This is a genomic window from Paracoccus tibetensis (assembly GCF_900102505.1).
Taxonomy (GTDB): Bacteria; Pseudomonadota; Alphaproteobacteria; order Rhodobacterales; family Rhodobacteraceae; genus Paracoccus; species Paracoccus tibetensis.
In genome coordinates, this window is record NZ_FMVT01000001.1 from 83,953 (window position 1) to 99,181 (window position 15,229).

14 protein-coding genes are annotated in these 15,229 nt (G+C 68.6%); 7 read left to right on the forward strand and 7 right to left on the reverse strand.

Annotated features, from left to right (window positions below; genetic code table 11):
• Positions 1-126 precede the first annotated feature (126 nt).
• The 6 genes from BLP73_RS00420 to BLP73_RS00445 all read left to right on the forward strand — a co-directional run bounded on the left by BLP73_RS00420 (position 127) and on the right by BLP73_RS00445 (position 9,020).
• Positions 127-873 carry an ImuA family protein gene (locus BLP73_RS00420; protein WP_090739553.1) on the forward strand — a complete coding sequence of 249 codons (747 nt, stop codon included), beginning with the start codon at positions 127-129 and terminating at the stop codon, positions 871-873.
• Positions 794-2,323 (forward strand): Y-family DNA polymerase, encoded by a 1,530-nt coding sequence (locus tag BLP73_RS00425; RefSeq protein WP_090739554.1) that lies wholly within the window; start codon positions 794-796, stop codon positions 2,321-2,323. Before BLP73_RS00420 ends, BLP73_RS00425 begins: the two co-directional genes overlap by 80 nt.
• Before the next feature lie 13 nt (positions 2,324-2,336).
• Positions 2,337-5,567: an error-prone DNA polymerase gene (locus tag BLP73_RS00430; RefSeq protein ID WP_090739555.1), complete on the forward strand. Its 3,231-nt coding sequence runs from the start codon at positions 2,337-2,339 to the stop codon at positions 5,565-5,567.
• 139 nt (positions 5,568-5,706) lie between these two features.
• Entirely contained in the window at positions 5,707-6,864 is a 1,158-nt protein-coding gene (locus BLP73_RS00435; protein WP_090739556.1) for a cytochrome b/b6 domain-containing protein, read from the forward strand.
• 97 nt (positions 6,865-6,961) lie between these two features.
• Positions 6,962-7,543, forward strand: a complete 582-nt coding sequence (locus BLP73_RS00440) for a YceI family protein (RefSeq protein WP_090739557.1) — start codon at positions 6,962-6,964, stop codon at positions 7,541-7,543.
• A 202-nt stretch (positions 7,544-7,745) separates the two neighbouring features.
• Positions 7,746-9,020 carry a phospholipase D-like domain-containing protein gene (locus BLP73_RS00445; RefSeq protein ID WP_090739558.1) on the forward strand — a complete coding sequence of 425 codons (1,275 nt, stop codon included), beginning with the start codon at positions 7,746-7,748 and terminating at the stop codon, positions 9,018-9,020.
• On the opposite strand, the gene BLP73_RS00450 is transcribed toward BLP73_RS00445, so the two are convergent.
• The 5 genes from BLP73_RS00450 to BLP73_RS00470 form a co-directional block, all read right to left on the reverse strand.
• Positions 8,995-10,578, reverse strand: coding sequence for a sensor histidine kinase (locus BLP73_RS00450; RefSeq protein WP_139165860.1), 1,584 nt, complete (start codon positions 10,576-10,578; stop codon positions 8,995-8,997). The genes BLP73_RS00445 and BLP73_RS00450 overlap by 26 nt on opposite strands.
• Before the next feature lie 338 nt (positions 10,579-10,916).
• On the reverse strand, positions 10,917-11,180 hold the full coding sequence (locus BLP73_RS00455; RefSeq protein ID WP_090739560.1) for a hypothetical protein: 264 nt from the start codon (positions 11,178-11,180) through the stop codon (positions 10,917-10,919).
• 37 nt (positions 11,181-11,217) lie between these two features.
• A complete protein-coding gene (locus BLP73_RS00460) occupies positions 11,218-11,481 on the reverse strand; it encodes a hypothetical protein (protein WP_090739561.1) in 264 nt (87 codons plus the stop codon).
• Positions 11,482-11,608: 127 nt separating this feature from the next.
• Positions 11,609-12,127 carry a hypothetical protein gene (locus BLP73_RS00465; RefSeq protein ID WP_090739562.1) on the reverse strand — a complete coding sequence of 173 codons (519 nt, stop codon included), beginning with the start codon at positions 12,125-12,127 and terminating at the stop codon, positions 11,609-11,611.
• Positions 12,128-12,130: 3 nt separating this feature from the next.
• Positions 12,131-12,772: a peptidoglycan recognition protein family protein gene (locus BLP73_RS00470; protein ID WP_175453182.1), complete on the reverse strand. Its 642-nt coding sequence runs from the start codon at positions 12,770-12,772 to the stop codon at positions 12,131-12,133.
• 120 nt (positions 12,773-12,892) lie between these two features.
• Here BLP73_RS00470 and BLP73_RS00475 point away from each other — a divergent pair, with 120 nt between their 5' ends.
• On the forward strand, positions 12,893-13,852 hold the full coding sequence (locus tag BLP73_RS00475) for a DUF6236 family protein (protein ID WP_245686482.1): 960 nt from the start codon (positions 12,893-12,895) through the stop codon (positions 13,850-13,852).
• A gap of 295 nt (positions 13,853-14,147) precedes the next feature.
• Here BLP73_RS00475 and BLP73_RS00480 read toward each other — a convergent pair whose 3' ends face one another.
• Both BLP73_RS00480 and BLP73_RS00485 read right to left on the reverse strand, forming a co-directional pair.
• Positions 14,148-14,591, reverse strand: coding sequence for a hypothetical protein (locus BLP73_RS00480; protein ID WP_090739565.1), 444 nt, complete (start codon positions 14,589-14,591; stop codon positions 14,148-14,150).
• A complete protein-coding gene (locus BLP73_RS00485) occupies positions 14,584-14,916 on the reverse strand; it encodes a hypothetical protein (protein ID WP_139165861.1) in 333 nt (110 codons plus the stop codon). The genes BLP73_RS00480 and BLP73_RS00485 overlap by 8 nt, the downstream gene beginning before the upstream one ends.
• Positions 14,917-15,229 lie beyond the last annotated feature (313 nt).

Consider the following 15,229-nt stretch of genomic DNA (forward strand, 5'->3'; position numbering starts at 1 on the left):
CGGGCGGGGCGGGGCGGCCGGAGACGGAGGCGGACCTTTCTCCGACTATGCCGAAGCACACGTTGACTCCGCGGGCGCATGAGAACAAAACGGGAACTAAGATTCCCTCTCGACGCTTGGCCCCTCATGCCCGCCTCTGCCGCCTCCCTTGCCGCGCTCCGCGCCCGCATCGCCCATCTCGAGGGCGGGGCGCAAGCACGTGCGGTGCTGCCTTTCGGCATTCCCATGCTGGACCGGCGGTTGCCGCAGGGGGGGCTGGCGGTGGGTTGCCTGCACGAGGTGGCGGGGGGCGGCAGCGCGGCGGTGGACGGCGCGGCGGCGGCGGGATTTGCCGCCGGGATCGCGGCGCGCCTGCCGGGGCAGGTGCTGTGGTGCGTCACCCGCGCCGATCTCTTCGCGCCCGGCCTTGCGCTGGCGGGCCTGCCCCCCGACCGGGTGATCCATGTCGAGGCGGGGGACGAGACCTCGGTCCTCGCCTGCATGGAGGAGGGGCTGCGCCATGGCGGGCTTGCCGCCGTGGTGGCCGAGGTGGGGCGGCTGCCGATGACCGCCTCGCGCCGCCTGCACCTGGCGGCGAAGGCCTCGGGCACGACGGGCCTCGTGCTGCGCCGCTGGCGGCGGCAGGCGGATGCGGCCGATTTCGGCCAGCCCACGGCGGCGATGACGCGCTGGCGGATCTCGGAACTGCCCTCGGCCCCGCTGCCCGTGCCCGGCCTCGGCCGCGCCCGCTGGCTGGTCGAGCTGATCCGGGCGCGGGCGGGGGAAAGCGTGGATCTGGAACTGGAGGCTTGCGATGGCACGGGTCATCTCGGTCTGCCTGCCGATGTGGCCGATCGACCGGCTGCGGCGGGCGGGCGGCACGCTTACGGATAAGGCGCCCGCAGAGGCGGCGCCGCTGATCCTGACGGGCCGGGCGGGCAGCCGCCGGATCGTGACCGCTGCCTGCGAGGGCGCGCTGGCGCTTGGGCTTCGCCCCGGCATGCCCGTCACCAAGGCGCAGGCCATGGTCCCGGACCTCAGGGTCGAGCCGGCCGACCCCGAGGCCGACCTGGCGGGGCTGGAACGGCTGGCCCTGTGGCTGATGCAGCGCATCGCGCCGGTGGTGGCGGTCGATCCCCCCGACGGGGTGGTGATCGATTCGACCGGCGCCGACCACCTGCATGGCGGCGAGGCCGCGATGCTGGAGACGGTGCTGGGCCGGCTGGCCCTGTCGGGGATCACCGCCCGGCTGGCGCTGGCCGACACCTGGGGCGCCGCCCATGCGCTGGCCCGCCACGGCCCGGACGGCGCGCTGACCATCGCCCAGCCCGGCACGCTGCGCGAGGCGCTGGCGCCCCTGCCGCTGGCCGCGCTGCGCCTTGGCCCGGCGACGCTTGCCGGGCTTGCGGATCTGGGCTTTGCCAGCATCGGCGATCTGCTGGCCGTGCCCCGCGCGCCGCTGACCCGCCGCTTCGGCCCCGAGATCGCCCGCCGCCTGGACCAGGCCCTTGGCGCGCGGGGCGAGCCGATCGACCCGCTGCGCCCCGCCGATCTGGCGACTGCCCGCCGCGCCTTCGCCGAGCCCATCGGCGCGGCCGAGACCATCGCCCGCTACATCGGCAAGCTTGTCCGCGACCTCTGCCGCCAGCTCGAGGCGCGCGGCCTCGGCGCCCGCCGCCTGGACCTGATCTGCTGGCGGGTGGACAGCCACGCCCAGCCCGTCCGCATCGGCCTTGCCGCCCCGCAGCGCGACCCCGCCCGGCTGACGCGGCTTCTGTGCGACAAGATCACCACCATCGACCCGGGCTTCGGGATCGAGATCATGTCCCTGACCGCCACCATCGCCGAGCCGCTGGCGCCCCGCCAGGCCACCAGCCTGCTTGAGCCTGCCGTGCCCGATGTCTCGGGGCTGATCGACGTGCTGGCCAACCGCGTCGGCGCCCGCGCCGTCTATCGCCTCGCCCCTGTCGCCAGCGAGGTGCCCGAACGCTCGGTCACACGCGTTGCGCCCCTGTCCGAGATCGCCGAGGGCTGGCCCGACCACTGGCCCCGCCCCGCGCGCCTTCTGCCGCGGCCCGAGCGGATCGAGACGATGGCGCTGCTGCCCGACCATCCCCCGGCCTGGATCGCCTGGCGCGGCATCCGCCACCGCGTCGCCCGCGCCGACGGGCCCGAACGCATCTTCGGCGAATGGTGGAAGCGCGAGGCCGAGGCGCAGGCCGTGCGCGACTATTTCCGCATCGAGGACGAGGCCGGGCGCCGCTTCTGGATCTTCCGCCAGGGCGACGGCGAGGACCGCGCCACCGGCTCGCATGACTGGTTCCTGCACGGCGTCTTCGGATGAGGAGGATGCCCCGATGAGCTACGTGGAGCTTCAGGTCACCTCGCATTTCTCCTTCCTGCGCGGCGCCTCCTCGGCGCAGGAGCTGTTCGCCGTGGCCGCCGCGATGGGGATGCAGGCGCTGGCGGTGACCGACCGCAACTCCCTCGCCGGCATCGTCCGCGCGCATGAGGCGGCGCGCGACACCGGCCTGCGGCTGATCGTCGGCTGCCGGCTGGACCTGCGCTGCGGCATGTCGCTTCTGGTCTATCCGATGGACCGGGCGGGCTATGCCCGGCTCTGCCGCCTGCTGTCCCTGGGCAAGGGGCGGGCGGGGAAGGGGGCCTGTCACCTCGACTGGCCGGACGTTCAGGCCCATGCCGAGGGGCTGCTGGCCATCCTGATCCCCGACATGGCGGACGACAGCTGCGCGCTGCAGCTGCGCCGCCTGCGCGAGACCTTCGCGGACCGCGCCTATCTGGCCCTGACCCTGCGCCGCCGCCCGAACGACCAGCTGCGCCTGCACCAGCTGAACGCGCTGGCCGCGCGGCTTCAGGTGCCGACCGTGGTGACGAACGACGTGCTCTTCCACCTGCCCGAGCGCCGCATCCTGCAGGACGTGGTGACCGCCATCCGCCACAACACCACCGTCGACGCGCTCGGCTTCCGGCGCGAGCGGCACGCCGACCGCTACCTCAAGACCCCGGCCGAGATGGCGCGCCTGTTCCCGCGCTACCCCGAGGCGCTGGCCCGCACGGCCGAGATCGCCGGCCGCTGCCGCTTCTCGCTGGACGAGCTGCGCTACCAATACCCCGAGGAGCGCCAGGACCCGACCCGCAGCCCGCAAGAGACGCTGGAGGCGCTGACCTGGCAGGGCGCGGCCGAGCGCTATCCCGAGGGCATCCCGCCCGAGGTCACCGCCGCGATCAACCACGAGCTGCGCCTGATCGCCAAGCTCGACTACGCGCCCTATTTCCTGACCGTCCACAGCATCGTCCGCTTCGCCCGCAGCCAGGACATCCTCTGCCAGGGGCGCGGCTCGGCGGCGAACTCGGCGGTCTGCTTCGTCCTCGGCATCACCTCGATCGATCCGGGCCGCAACGACCTGCTGTTCGAGCGGTTCATCAGCGAGGAGCGCCGCGAGCCGCCCGACATCGACGTGGATTTCGAGCACGAGCGGCGGGAAGAGGTGATCCAGTGGATCTACAAGACCTACACCCGCGACCGCGCCGCGCTGACCGCCACCGTGATCCGCTACCGCACCAAGGGCGCGCTGCGCGACGTGGGCAAGGCGCTCGGCCTGCCCGAGGACGTGATCCGCGCCATCTCGTCCCAGATCTGGGCCTGGTCGGAAGAGGGCATCCCCGAGAGCCTGCTGCGCGAGCTGAACCTCAACCCCGCCGACCGCCGGCTGCGGATGACGCTGGAACTGGCCGAAGAGCTGCGCGGCACGCCCCGCCACCTCAGCCAGCATCCGGGCGGCTTCGTGCTGACCCATGACCGGCTGGACGAGCTGGTCCCGATCGAGCCCGCTGCGATGGAGGACCGCCAGATCATCGAATGGGACAAGGACGACATCGACGCGCTGAAGTTCATGAAGGTGGACATCCTCGCGCTCGGGATGCTGACCTGCATGGCCAAGGGGCTGTCCCTGATCGGCCGGCACAAGGGCCAGAACTACGACCTCGCCACCATCCCGGCCGAATGCCCGCGCACCTATGCGATGATCCGCAAGGCCGACACGCTCGGCACCTTCCAGATCGAGAGCCGGGCGCAGATGGCGATGCTGCCGCGCCTGAAGCCGCGCACCTATTACGACCTCGTGGTGCAGGTCGCCATCGTCCGGCCCGGCCCGATCCAGGGCGACATGGTCCATCCCTACCTGCGCCGCCGCGAGGGGCTGGAGCCGGTCGAATACCCGACGCCCGAGCTGGAGAAGGTGCTGGGCAAGACGCTCGGCGTGCCGCTGTTCCAGGAACAGGCGATGCGGGTGGCCATCGAATGCGCGGGCTTCACCCCGGGCGAGGCCGACATGCTGCGCAAGTCCATGGCGACGTTCAAGTTCACCGGCGGCGTCAGCGCCTTCCGGGACAAGCTGATCGACGGCATGGTCGCGCGCGGCTACGACCGCGATTTTGCCGAACGCACCTTCCGCCAGCTCGAGGGCTTCGGCTCCTACGGCTTTCCCGAAAGCCACGCCGCCAGCTTTGCGCTGATCGCCTATGCCTCGGCCTGGCTGAAGTGCTGGCACCCCGACGCCTTCTGCGCGGCGCTGCTGAACAGCCAGCCGATGGGGTTCTACGCCCCTGCCCAGATCGTCCGCGACGCGCGCGACCACGGGGTCGAGATCCGCCCGATCTGCATCCTGGACTCGGACTGGGACTGCACAATGGAGCCGGTGGGCCATCCGGGGGACGAGCGCTTCGCCGTCCGGCTTGGCCTCAGGATGGTCAAGGGCCTGGCCGAAACCCATGCCCGCAGGATCATCGCCGCCCGCCCCGCCGCGACCGCCGCCGATCTCTGCCGCCGCGCAGGCGTTCCGGCCGCCGCCCTGACCGCCATCGCCGAGGCGGACGGCTTCCGCCCCGCCTACGGCCTGGCCCGGCGCGAGGCGCTCTGGGCCATCCGCGGCCAGCAGGAGGAGCTGCCGCTGTTTGCCGCCGCGCCCGCGCCCGAACCCGCGCCCGAACCCGCCGTCGCCCTGCGCCCCATGCCCGCCGGGCGCGAGGTGGTCGAGGATTACGCCCATACCGGCCTGACCCTGCGCCGCCACCCGGTCGCCTTCCTGCGCGAGCGTCTCGCGCAGCGCCGCATCCGCACCTGCGCCGAGGCGATGGCCGCGCCGAACCGCCGCTGGACCCAGGTCGCGGGGCTCGTGCTGGTGCGCCAGCGCCCCGGCTCGGCCAAGGGGGTCATGTTCATCACGCTCGAGGACGAGACGGGGATCGCGAACCTCGTCCTCTGGCCCAAGGTCTTCGACATGCACCGCCGCATCGTCCTCGGGGCGGGGATGATCGGCGTCGAGGGCCGCGTGCAGCGCGCGGGCGAGGTCGTCCACCTGGTCGCCCACCGCCTGACGGACCTGTCGGCCGAGCTTGCCAGCGTCGGCCAGCAGGGCGCCTTTCCCCTGCCGCACGGGCGCGGCGACGAGTTCCACCGCGGCGCCCCGCCCCCCGATCCCCGCAGCCAGGGGCCGAAGCCGCGCGACATGTACATTCGCGACCTGCATCTGGACAGCATCAGCGTGAAAACCCGCGACTTCCGGTGACGCCGCGCCGCCCCCCGCACCCATCCCACCTCCGCGTGCGCCCTTGCGCGCCCCCGCGCACAACCCCTGTGCATCATGCCCCATCCCGCCGGCGGGCAGGGTCCGCTATATCGAAGGGCAGCAGCAGCACGAGGCAGCCATGTTGACCAACACAACCCGCAGCTATGGTGGCGTCGCCCGGACCTTCCACTGGCTGACGGCCCTGCTGATCTTCGCCAATATCGGCCTCGGCCTTGCCGCCAACCGCGCCCCGCTGGAGCAGATGGCCCTGAAGGTGCAGCTCTTCTCGCTGCACAAGACGCTCGGCGTGGCGCTGCTGGCCGTCGCGCTGCTGCGCATCCTCTGGGCCGTGACCCAGTCCCGGCCCGCGCCGGTCCATCCCGACCGGCGCGCCGAGACCCTGGCGGCCGAGACCGTGCACTGGCTGCTCTATGCCGCGCTGGTGCTGGTGCCGGTCACCGGCTGGATCGAGCATGCCGCGACCGAGGGCTACGCGCCGATCCTCTGGCCGCTCGGGCAGGGGCTGCCGCTGGTGCCGAAATCGCCGGCGCTGGCGCTGACCTTCGCGGCGATCCACCACCTCTTTGCCTGGCTGCTGATGGCGGCGATCGCGCTGCATGTCGCGGGGGCGCTGAAACATGCGCTGCTGGACCGCGACGGCGTGCTGGCGCGGATGCTGCTGGGCCGGCCGGCGGGCAGCGGCCGCACGCAGGGCGGGCATGTCCTGCCGGCGCTGCTGGCCGCCGCGATCTTCGCCGCCGGCACCGGCTTTGCCGTCGCCACGCAGCAGCCCGCCCCCGAGGCCGCCGCCACCGCCGAGGCCGGCCCCTCGGAATGGCAGGTGACCGAGGGCACGCTCGGCTTCACCGTCCGGCAGATGGGGACCAAGGTCGCGGGCGGCTTCTCGGACTGGGCCGCCGCCATCGACTTCGACCCGGACAGCGGCCTCGGGCAGGTCCGCGTCAGCATCAACATGGAGAGCGTCTCGATCGGCACGGTGACCGAGCAGGCGCGCGGCGCCGCCTTCTTCGACGTCGCGGCCCACCCCGTCGCCGTCTTCGAGGCCGACATCCGCCCCGAGGGCGCGGGCTACATCGCCGATGGCCCGCTGACGCTGAAGGGCGCGGCCGTTCCGGTCACCTTGCCCTTCACGCTCGAGCTGGACGGCGACACGGCCCGCATGCAGGGCAGCGCCAGCCTGGACCGCCGCGACTGGCAGGTCGGCACCGGCTATGACGACGAGGCGACGGTCGGCTTCCCGGTCGAATTGGCCGTCGAGCTGACCGCCACCCGCTAGGGTTCTGTGCGCCAGATGACACCTGATGTTCAGCCATCGTGAATTGCGCACCGAAGCCTTTCGAACGATCTTGCACCCATCATCAAGGAGACAATTCATGCTCAAGACCGTCCTGACCTCGGCCGCCGCGCTGACCGCCTTTGCCGGTGCCGCCCTTGCCGCGCCCGAGGAATACACGATCGACACCTCGCACGCGCAGATCGTCTTCAGCTACGACCACCTGGGCTTCTCGACCACCACCGGCATGTTCGGCGACATCACCGGCACGATCACCTTCGACGCCGAGGATCCGGCCGCCTCGTCGGTGAACGCGACCTTCCCCGTCGCCTCGCTGCTGACGGGCTTCCAAGGCCGCGACGAGCATTTCGCCTCGCCCGACTTCTTCGGCGCCGAAGGGGCCGCGCCCGAGGTGACCTTCGTCTCGACCGGCATCGAGGTGACCGGCGAGAACACCGCGCTGATCACCGGCGATCTGACGCTGAACGGCGTCACGCAAGAGGTCGTGCTGGACACGGTCCTGAACCAGCAGGGCACCCACCCGATGGAGCAGAAGCCGTGGCTGGGCTTCGACGCCACCACCACGCTGACGCGCAGCGAGTGGAACCTCGGCATGTTCGCCCCCGCCGTCTCGGACGAGGTCGAGGTCAGCATCTCCATCGAGGCGATGCAGGCCGACTGACCCGCCGTCATTCACCAGTTCGGCCGCCGGATCAGCTCCGGCGGCCTTTTTCATGTCCGGCCCGCGCGGGCCCGCGCGCCTTGCCGCTTGAAGCCGCCGCCTCCTGCGGCCATTCAGGGCAGGCCCGCCCGGAACCCGAAGGACAGCACGTGCACGCCACCGACCGACTGCCCGCCCCCCCGCTGACGCCGGGCTGCGCCCCATGCTGACGCGGCGGGTGCGCATCGTCCTTGCGGTGCTGCTGGGGGCCGCGCTGTCGGTCGTGGCGGCGCTGAACCTGATGCCGGACCGGCGCGAGCTGCGGGACGCGCTGCCGCCCGTCGTCGCCGCCTCGGACCCGCAGTTCGCGCGCAGCATGGCCGGGCTCTTCGGCTCGAACCACCTCGGCGGCAACCGCGTCGAGACGCTGCGCAACGGCGACCGCATCTTCCCGGCCATGCTGGAAGCGATCCGCGGCGCGCGCAGCAGCATCAACTTCGAGACCTATGTCTACTGGTCGGGCGAGATCGCCGAGGCTTTCGCCGACGCGCTCTCCGAACGCGCCCGCGCCGGGGTCGAGGTCCGGGTGCTGATGGACTGGGTCGGCTCGGTCCCCATCGACGCCGACCTGCTGGCCAGCATGGAGGCGGCGGGCGTGAAGATCACGCGCTTCCGCCCGATCCGCTGGTATACCATCGACCGCATCAACAACCGCACGCACCGCAAGCTGCTGGTCGTGGACGGGCGGGTCGGTTTCACCGGTGGGGTCGGGATCGCCGACGAATGGCGCGGCGACGCCCGCAACCCCGAGGAGTTCCGCGAGAACCATTACCGCATCACCGGGCCGGTCGTGGCGATGCTTCAGGGCGCCTTCGTCTCGAACTGGGTCGAGGACAGCGGCGAGATCCTGCACGGCGACGCCTTCTTTCCAGCCCTGGAACCCGCGGGCGAGATGGTCGCGCAGCTCGCCACCAGCAGCACCGGCAGCCGCAACTACATCCACATGATGCTGATGACCGCCCTTGCCGCGGCCGAGCGCAACATCCGCATCGCCACGCCCTATTTCGTCCCCGACGACATCGCCATCGCGCAGCTTGTCGCCGCGCGGGCGCGCGGGGTCGAGGTGGACATCCTGCTGCCCGGCCCCGAGATCAACAAGCCGGCCGTCCGCCGCGCCTCGCGCGCGCTCTGGGGGCCGCTGCTCGAGGCCGGGGTGCGCATCCACGAATACCAGCCGACCTTCCTGCACGCCAAGCTGATGATCGTGGACGACGTCCTCAGCTCGGTCGGATCGACCAATTTCGACGAGCGCTCGTTCCGCCTGAACGACGAGGCGAACCTCAACGTCTTCGACGCCGCCTTCGCCGCCGATCAGATTGCCATGTTCGAGGCCGACCTGGCCGCCGCGCGTCCCGTCACCCTGGCCGAGTGGGAAGCCCGGTCGTGGTCGACCCGCCTCGGCGACTGGCTGTTCAGCTGGCTGCGCCCGCAGCTCTAGCGGGCGCCTCCGCCTCCGCCGCGTCCGCCTCCTGGCCGGGCGCCGCATCGGGCGCCGGGAAGGTGATCTGCCAGCGCGTGCCGTTGCCGTCCTCGCGGCGCACCTCCCCGCCGACCTGGGCGACCAGCGCCTCGACGATGCGGATGCCCGAGCTGCGGCCGCCCTCCGGCGTCATGCCGACCCCGTCATCGGCGATGCTCAGCTCGGCCGTCCCGGCGCCGCGCCGCAGGTCGATGGCGATCGTGCCCCGCCTGTCGGGGAAGGCGTGCTTCACCGCGTTCGTCACCAGCTCGACGACCGCCAGCGCCAGCGGCGTCGCCGCGCCGGCATCGACGATCACCCCCCGCTCCAGCGTCAGCCGGCACGCGATGCCCCGCTCGGCGGGGACCAGCGCCGGGCTGCGGCCGATCCGCTCCAGCAGCTCGCCAAGGTCCAGCCGCTGCGCCCCGGCGGCCTGGTAGAGCAGGTCGTGCACATCCGCGATGGCCGCGATCCGGGCGCGCAGCTCCTGCGCGTCGATCTGGCCGTTCCGGCGCAGCTGGATCGCGATCAGGCTGTCGACCATCGCGAGGTTGTTCTTCACCCGGTGGTTCAGCTCGCGCATGAACTGCTGCTGCTGCTCGGCCCGTGCCTCGGCCTCCTGCCGCAGCCGCCTCTGCTGCTGATGGGCCAGCCGCACCCGCATCGAGCGTTCGACCAGCCCGGACAGCACGAAGGAGAACAGGCCGACCGTCGCCAGAAGCAGCCAGACCGGCGCGGCCCGCTTCGCCCAGCCCAGCTGCACCAGCCGCAGCGGGACCCCGAAATTGGCGTAGATCGGCAGGCCGTCCAGCTTGCTGAAGGCATAGAGCCGCTCGACCCCGTCCGACGCGGCGACGGCCTGGTAGCGCCCCGCGGTGGCCGACAGGATCGCCTGCCGCGCCGGCGATGCGGCATCAAGAAACAGCGGCGGCGTCGGGACGTTGCGGACCAGAAGCTTGCCGTCGTCCCGCAGCAGCGAGGCCGATTCCTGCTCCTGCGCCGCGACGCCGTGCAGGAAGCCGCGCATCGCCTCGATGGCGATGGCCGAGGCGATGACGCCCTGAAATCCGTCATGTTCGAAGGGCTGCGCGACGACCAGCGCATCCTCGCCGCCCGGCTGGACGACCAGCCGGTCGAAGAACAGCGTATGTCCGGCCGCGATGGCGTCGATGTAATCGCGCTGCCCGAAGGTGACGTCGACCGGGAACCTGCGGCTCGAGGCGACGACGACGCCGTCCGGCGCGACGACCGCGATCCCCTGCGAGAGCAGCTGCCGCCGCTCGATCTCGACGAGGAAGCGGTGGAACCCTTCCTCGCGCAGATAGCCGCTGCCCGCCCCGTTGCGGACATGCGCCAGCGCCGCGTCATGCAAGATGGTCTGCGTCTGGACGACCCGCTCGGCATATTGCCGGACGAGGGCCACGTTCTCCTCGGCCTGCCGGTAGGCGCCCTGCCGTTCGTCGATATAGGTGATGAGGCCCCAGATCAGGCTCGCGATCAGCGGCAGCACGAGGCTGCCGACGCGCAGCGTCGCCATGCTCCTGGGTCGGCCGGGCTGCATCTGTGGCATCTGTCCCCTGTCGTCCCCGCCGTTCGCCGCGGTGCCGAACCAAGCTAGCAATCGCGGAAAATCGAGACAAGCGGATGAAACACCGACCTTGCCGACAAAGGCGGCCGCGAGACCGGCCGGCCGGATGCGGACCATCCGCGCAGCAGATCGCTGCATTTGCACGGCGCACCTTGGCGACCCCGGAAGAAGTGCCTCAAGTCAGTTTGATCAACGACTTGGACGAGAAAACTAGCCTCTGGCGCTCCATGGGAAATCAATTACTTGCATTGACCTCTAGAAACCGACTGCTGGTAGTAGCGGGCGGCCTACCGATCGTCTGGCCAGCCGTGAGGCTCATGCCCCCAATCGTCAGTGGCCAGCTCCCGCACCTTCTCCAGCCCCTCTTCCAACGATGACGCCAGTCCACTTCGAGCCGGCATAGTGATCACCGACCACTCCCACATTTCGATGCCGGGCGCGTTCAGCTGCAGATCATCGAGGTAAACGCGGCCGACCATCAGGCCATCCCGAAGGACTACCCAATCCTCGAGATCAGGATCAAAGGTGCGCTTGCGGGTCCACGTCGCCATACCCTGATCTGAGGGCTTGGCCGGCCGAAGTCCAGCCTTAGACCCCGCGCGATGGCGCCTCACAAAATCCCGCGAACATGTCCAGCCTGGCGCGAGCTGCTCTACCCAAATCGCCCGGCATCATCGCGATCGCGGTCGCCTCCGCCCGAAGACTTCGAGCCAGCGTCGCAAATGCGTCCTCGCCTTGCTTCCCCTCGGCGATGATACGGATCATCTGCATCATGATCACCTCTAGCGCCTGTATCTGCCCATTCAGGGCTTCGATCGAGTTGAGGCTGACGCCTTCACCTTCGCTGCGCATAGTGCATCTCCACGCTTGTCTGTGAGCTGGGAAGATATGCAGCTTTGTGCCGGGATGAACAGCCCTCCAGGCTGCGGAATGAAGCAGCGCCGCCACGCCGGCAGCCCCGCCCGTAGCGGCGCCGTCGTCAGCTCCCGATCACCCGGTTCAGCTCGCGAGCCAGCTTGTCACCGGCTTCCTGCAGTTTCGCTTCCGCCAAGCGCCCGAGAATGTTCTCGCTCGGCTTCAGCTTGCCTAGCGCGTCCGGCACCGACTGGCGCACATGGGTGACGATGAGGTCGATCGCGGCCGGCCCATTCAGCTGCCGGTTCAAGGCAAGATGGGCGCCGGTCATCAGCGCCGAGTGCATTGCCTCACGGTACCGCACTTCGATCTCAATGCCAGTGCGCCTCGTGAACCGAGCGCTGGCCCATGTCAGGAAGAACATAAGGACAATGCCCAAGAGCTCGAGGAGCTGAGGCAGGATCGCTTCGATGAAGCCTGGAGCGCCCGCTTCCTGCGCGACTGCCGGAAGCGCAAGCAGGATCATAAGCGGGGCGATGAACACCGCGCGGAACACGCTGGAAAGCGAGACCGGCCGTACGAACATGCGCACAAGGAAGATAGTGAGTGCGGCAATGGCCGCCAGAAGGAGGAGGGAGAACATGGTCTATCCTTTCAGCCAGAGGGGAACGTTGAAGCCCGGACAGGCCTTCGCGGCGTACTCGTTGTGGCCGCTCACGCGCTGGATGCTCGTCCGCAACGAGATCGCGGCGATCATCTGGCGCAGGGTGATGTCCTGCTGCGGGGTGTAGTGCTGGTGGAAGCGATCGGTCTCGGCCGAGCCATGGCCGCCGAGGAGGCAGGTCCCTATCGTTCCGCTGTTCTTGCCGACGGTATGGGCTCCGACGACCGTCTCGGCTCTCCCCGGCAGCACCTTCCCATCACGGTCGATGATCCAGTGATAGCCGGTGTCGCTCCAGCCGTTCGCACGGTGCCAGCGCCGGATCTCCGCGACCTTCTCCGAGAGCGGGCGCCCCGCCATCCAGTCCGGCCGCGTCGCAGCGCAGTGGACGATGATCTCGCGCACGGGGTGCCGCTTGGCACCTTGGTAGATCATGGCCGAGGTCAAGGGCTTGGGAGCCGCGGCGACAGGCTCAGGGGCAGCCGCCGCCGCGGCCTTCCCACCGGCTGCGAGCCAGCGCTCGGCAGCGCCGCGGGTGCTGTTACCAAACAGCCCATCGATCGGGCCCGGCTCGTGGCCAAGCGTGTTCAGCCCGGTCTGGATCGACCGGATGGCTTCGCGTGTCATACCATTCTCCATGAAAAAGCCCCGCGCGAGGGCGGGGCGAAGCGGGCGGTGTGAGGGCTTGCGTAGTTCACGCTCAGGGTGGAATTTACGGTTCGCCAGAGGCCTTGAGGTTGAGGGAAGATGAGACCGACGATTTGTGGAAACTTGCTGAGTTCGTCGAGCCTAGTTGCGCGCGATGTGACTGGAACAGTTACTACTCGAACCGAGCAGCCGGTGGTTAATGGTCCTGCGATCCATCAACTTGGGTTCGAGAAAAGTGATTTAGCCTCAGGAGCTCGAGCGTTGATCGTCCCCCCAATGATGACGATCGACCCAGCAAAGGGCAGCCTAAGAATGGGCGACTTTTCTGCACAAGGTATCCGAGCCGGCCTGCTGATGTGGGATGCCTTCGACTTCCCGATGAACACATCCATCAACCTTGAGTCGGTAATCCCCGATCAACTCGTTGCGCTCGGCGTAGCGAGGAAAACAACTGTCGAATCCAATGGTCAAATCGGTATGGGTCTTGCAGAGGCTTATGCCACTCTCTTTCGGGCCTATGAAGAGCAGCATCCGAATACCTGGAGCCTATTGAGTGGCCCGGATGGCATAGACGTGCTGGGAGGCGGAAGGAACCAAACGGGGATGATCAACTTCACCTCCTGTATTCCTATACCCTCGGCTGAAGTGCCGTTCGAAGAGATCCTGCACTTCAAGGAACGACGCAAAGACGAGATGCTAGCCCTGCGGCAGCACATCGAAGATATGATCCTCAGGATCCAAGAAGCGGGTGATGGTGAACTGCTTATCGATGCTGAAGTGGAAAGCTTCAGGAAAGCGGCAGAAGATCACCTGAAAGCAGCGAAGGATTCGGGGCTACATTTCAAACTCGGCGATCTTTCCGGGTCCTTCAACATCTTGGCGCCGATTACGGGAGGTGCCGCTGCATACCTCCAGGGGCTCTCGATTAGTGGAGCGTTGATCGCTGGTGCAGCTGCGGCCATCAGCTTTGCCCCTTCCACCTCAGTGAGCTACAAGCGAGTTGGCTCAACGCCGCTGCGTTACATTTCTCGCGCGCACTCAGAGCTTCCGTGGGCTTGACGACGTTTCTAGTTCGTAACTCCAACTGCTATCTAAGCTCCCTGGTCACTTCATCAGTGTCTTCATTCTGAATAGTAGAACTGGGATCAGTAATAGGATCCATGCAGAAACGTCGTGTTGAAAAACCAAGGCACAGATGACGCCCGAACACCAAGATCGGCCATCGAAAGCCAGTGACCACCGGAACTCTTCGTTCGGTCTGCCGCTAAGGCGCCGACAGCAGGACCGAGAGAGCAAGGTGCGCGCCTCTGTCATAGATGTTCTCCTTTCGACGGGATGCGGGTGCGCTAGAGCGCTACTCCGGCTTCGCCAAACCCGAGCAGAACGGCCCGAAGTACCGCTGCCGGCCGCTGTCGGAGGCGATGACGAAGCGCGAGCAGATCCGGTAGGGATCGGATGGCGGCGGGCAGCCGGTGAATGCCTGGATTCGCCAGAAGCGGTTCCGCTCGCCCAGCCAAGTGTTGTGATGCTCGGTCGAGCAGAGGACCGAGCCATCCTCGGCCTCGACCGTATTGGCTCGCAGACCATGAACCGCGCCGCGAGTGAGGATCGCGTCCTCGACCACGATGGCACCGGAGCTGTTCTGGACGATGGCGAGCTTGTTCTCGATCCACGGCTCGCCTCGGATCGTGTCCCAGAGCCTCGGCCCAAAGATGATGACCGAGAACATCAGCAGGAGCAGCGATCCCGCCGTGGTGTGCCGCTGGATCGCGGCGGCAAGGTGGGTGCACTTAGCCATTTCGGCCTCCCAAGCGCTTGATGAGGATTTCCTTCAGGATCTGTCGATCGGCAACCAGCGAGCGGGCCACGTCGAGGATCAGGTAGCCGAGCGAGGCCAGCAGGATCACCGCAATGGCCTCGTGAACGCCCGCCCAGGCAGCGACCCACTCCCCTGTGGCATATGCCAGCAAACCGCTGACCATCGCTTCCGCCGCGCGGGCGCCGCGGGCTGGCAGGGGCGACTTGTTGTAGACGTAGATCATGCCGGCAAGTATTCCCGCCCAGACTTCCGGAGAGCGTGCGTTAGCAGCCGCGCGCCACCAGAGCTGCGGATCGTCAGGCATCGCGGCCTCCGCCTTAAGTGAATTGCGCCTAAAGCATCATCAACCGTCTGACGCAGTCGATTGATCTTTCTCTCGGATCATCCCTGAGAAGATTTCCCGGCGTTATTTTCAACCGGACTCGTTGGCGGAAAATCGCCTAGCTACTTCTTGCAGCCAGCCCAGCTGCCGAATCGCTGCGGCACGCCGATTTTGTTTACGAGTTTCTAGTCAGGCGATGCCTGGCGTGCCGCAGCGATCCGCGATCAAGAGCCGCCTCACGCGCGCGCTGGCGGCCGCCCGCCACCACAGGTTCGGATCGTCAGGCATGCAGCCT

What these genes read in the sequence shown, in the direction of transcription:
- BLP73_RS00420 (WP_090739553.1), top strand. Translation starts at nt 127, where the DNA reads ATGCCCGCCTCTGCCGCCTCCCTTGCCGCGCTCCGCGCCCGCATCGCC.
- BLP73_RS00425 (WP_090739554.1), top strand. Translation starts at nt 794, where the DNA reads ATGGCACGGGTCATCTCGGTCTGCCTGCCGATGTGGCCGATCGACCGG.
- BLP73_RS00430 (WP_090739555.1), top strand. Translation starts at nt 2,337, where the DNA reads ATGAGCTACGTGGAGCTTCAGGTCACCTCGCATTTCTCCTTCCTGCGC.
- BLP73_RS00435 (WP_090739556.1), top strand. Translation starts at nt 5,707, where the DNA reads ATGTTGACCAACACAACCCGCAGCTATGGTGGCGTCGCCCGGACCTTC.
- BLP73_RS00440 (WP_090739557.1), top strand. Translation starts at nt 6,962, where the DNA reads ATGCTCAAGACCGTCCTGACCTCGGCCGCCGCGCTGACCGCCTTTGCC.
- BLP73_RS00445 (WP_090739558.1), top strand. Translation starts at nt 7,746, where the DNA reads ATGCTGACGCGGCGGGTGCGCATCGTCCTTGCGGTGCTGCTGGGGGCC.
- BLP73_RS00450 (WP_139165860.1), bottom strand. Translation starts at nt 10,578, where the DNA reads ATGGCGACGCTGCGCGTCGGCAGCCTCGTGCTGCCGCTGATCGCGAGC.
- BLP73_RS00455 (WP_090739560.1), bottom strand. Translation starts at nt 11,180, where the DNA reads ATGGCGACGTGGACCCGCAAGCGCACCTTTGATCCTGATCTCGAGGAT.
- BLP73_RS00460 (WP_090739561.1), bottom strand. Translation starts at nt 11,481, where the DNA reads ATGCGCAGCGAAGGTGAAGGCGTCAGCCTCAACTCGATCGAAGCCCTG.
- BLP73_RS00465 (WP_090739562.1), bottom strand. Translation starts at nt 12,127, where the DNA reads ATGTTCTCCCTCCTCCTTCTGGCGGCCATTGCCGCACTCACTATCTTC.
- BLP73_RS00470 (WP_175453182.1), bottom strand. Translation starts at nt 12,772, where the DNA reads ATGACACGCGAAGCCATCCGGTCGATCCAGACCGGGCTGAACACGCTT.
- BLP73_RS00475 (WP_245686482.1), top strand. Translation starts at nt 12,893, where the DNA reads ATGAGACCGACGATTTGTGGAAACTTGCTGAGTTCGTCGAGCCTAGTT.
- BLP73_RS00480 (WP_090739565.1), bottom strand. Translation starts at nt 14,591, where the DNA reads ATGGCTAAGTGCACCCACCTTGCCGCCGCGATCCAGCGGCACACCACG.
- BLP73_RS00485 (WP_139165861.1), bottom strand. Translation starts at nt 14,916, where the DNA reads ATGCCTGACGATCCGCAGCTCTGGTGGCGCGCGGCTGCTAACGCACGC.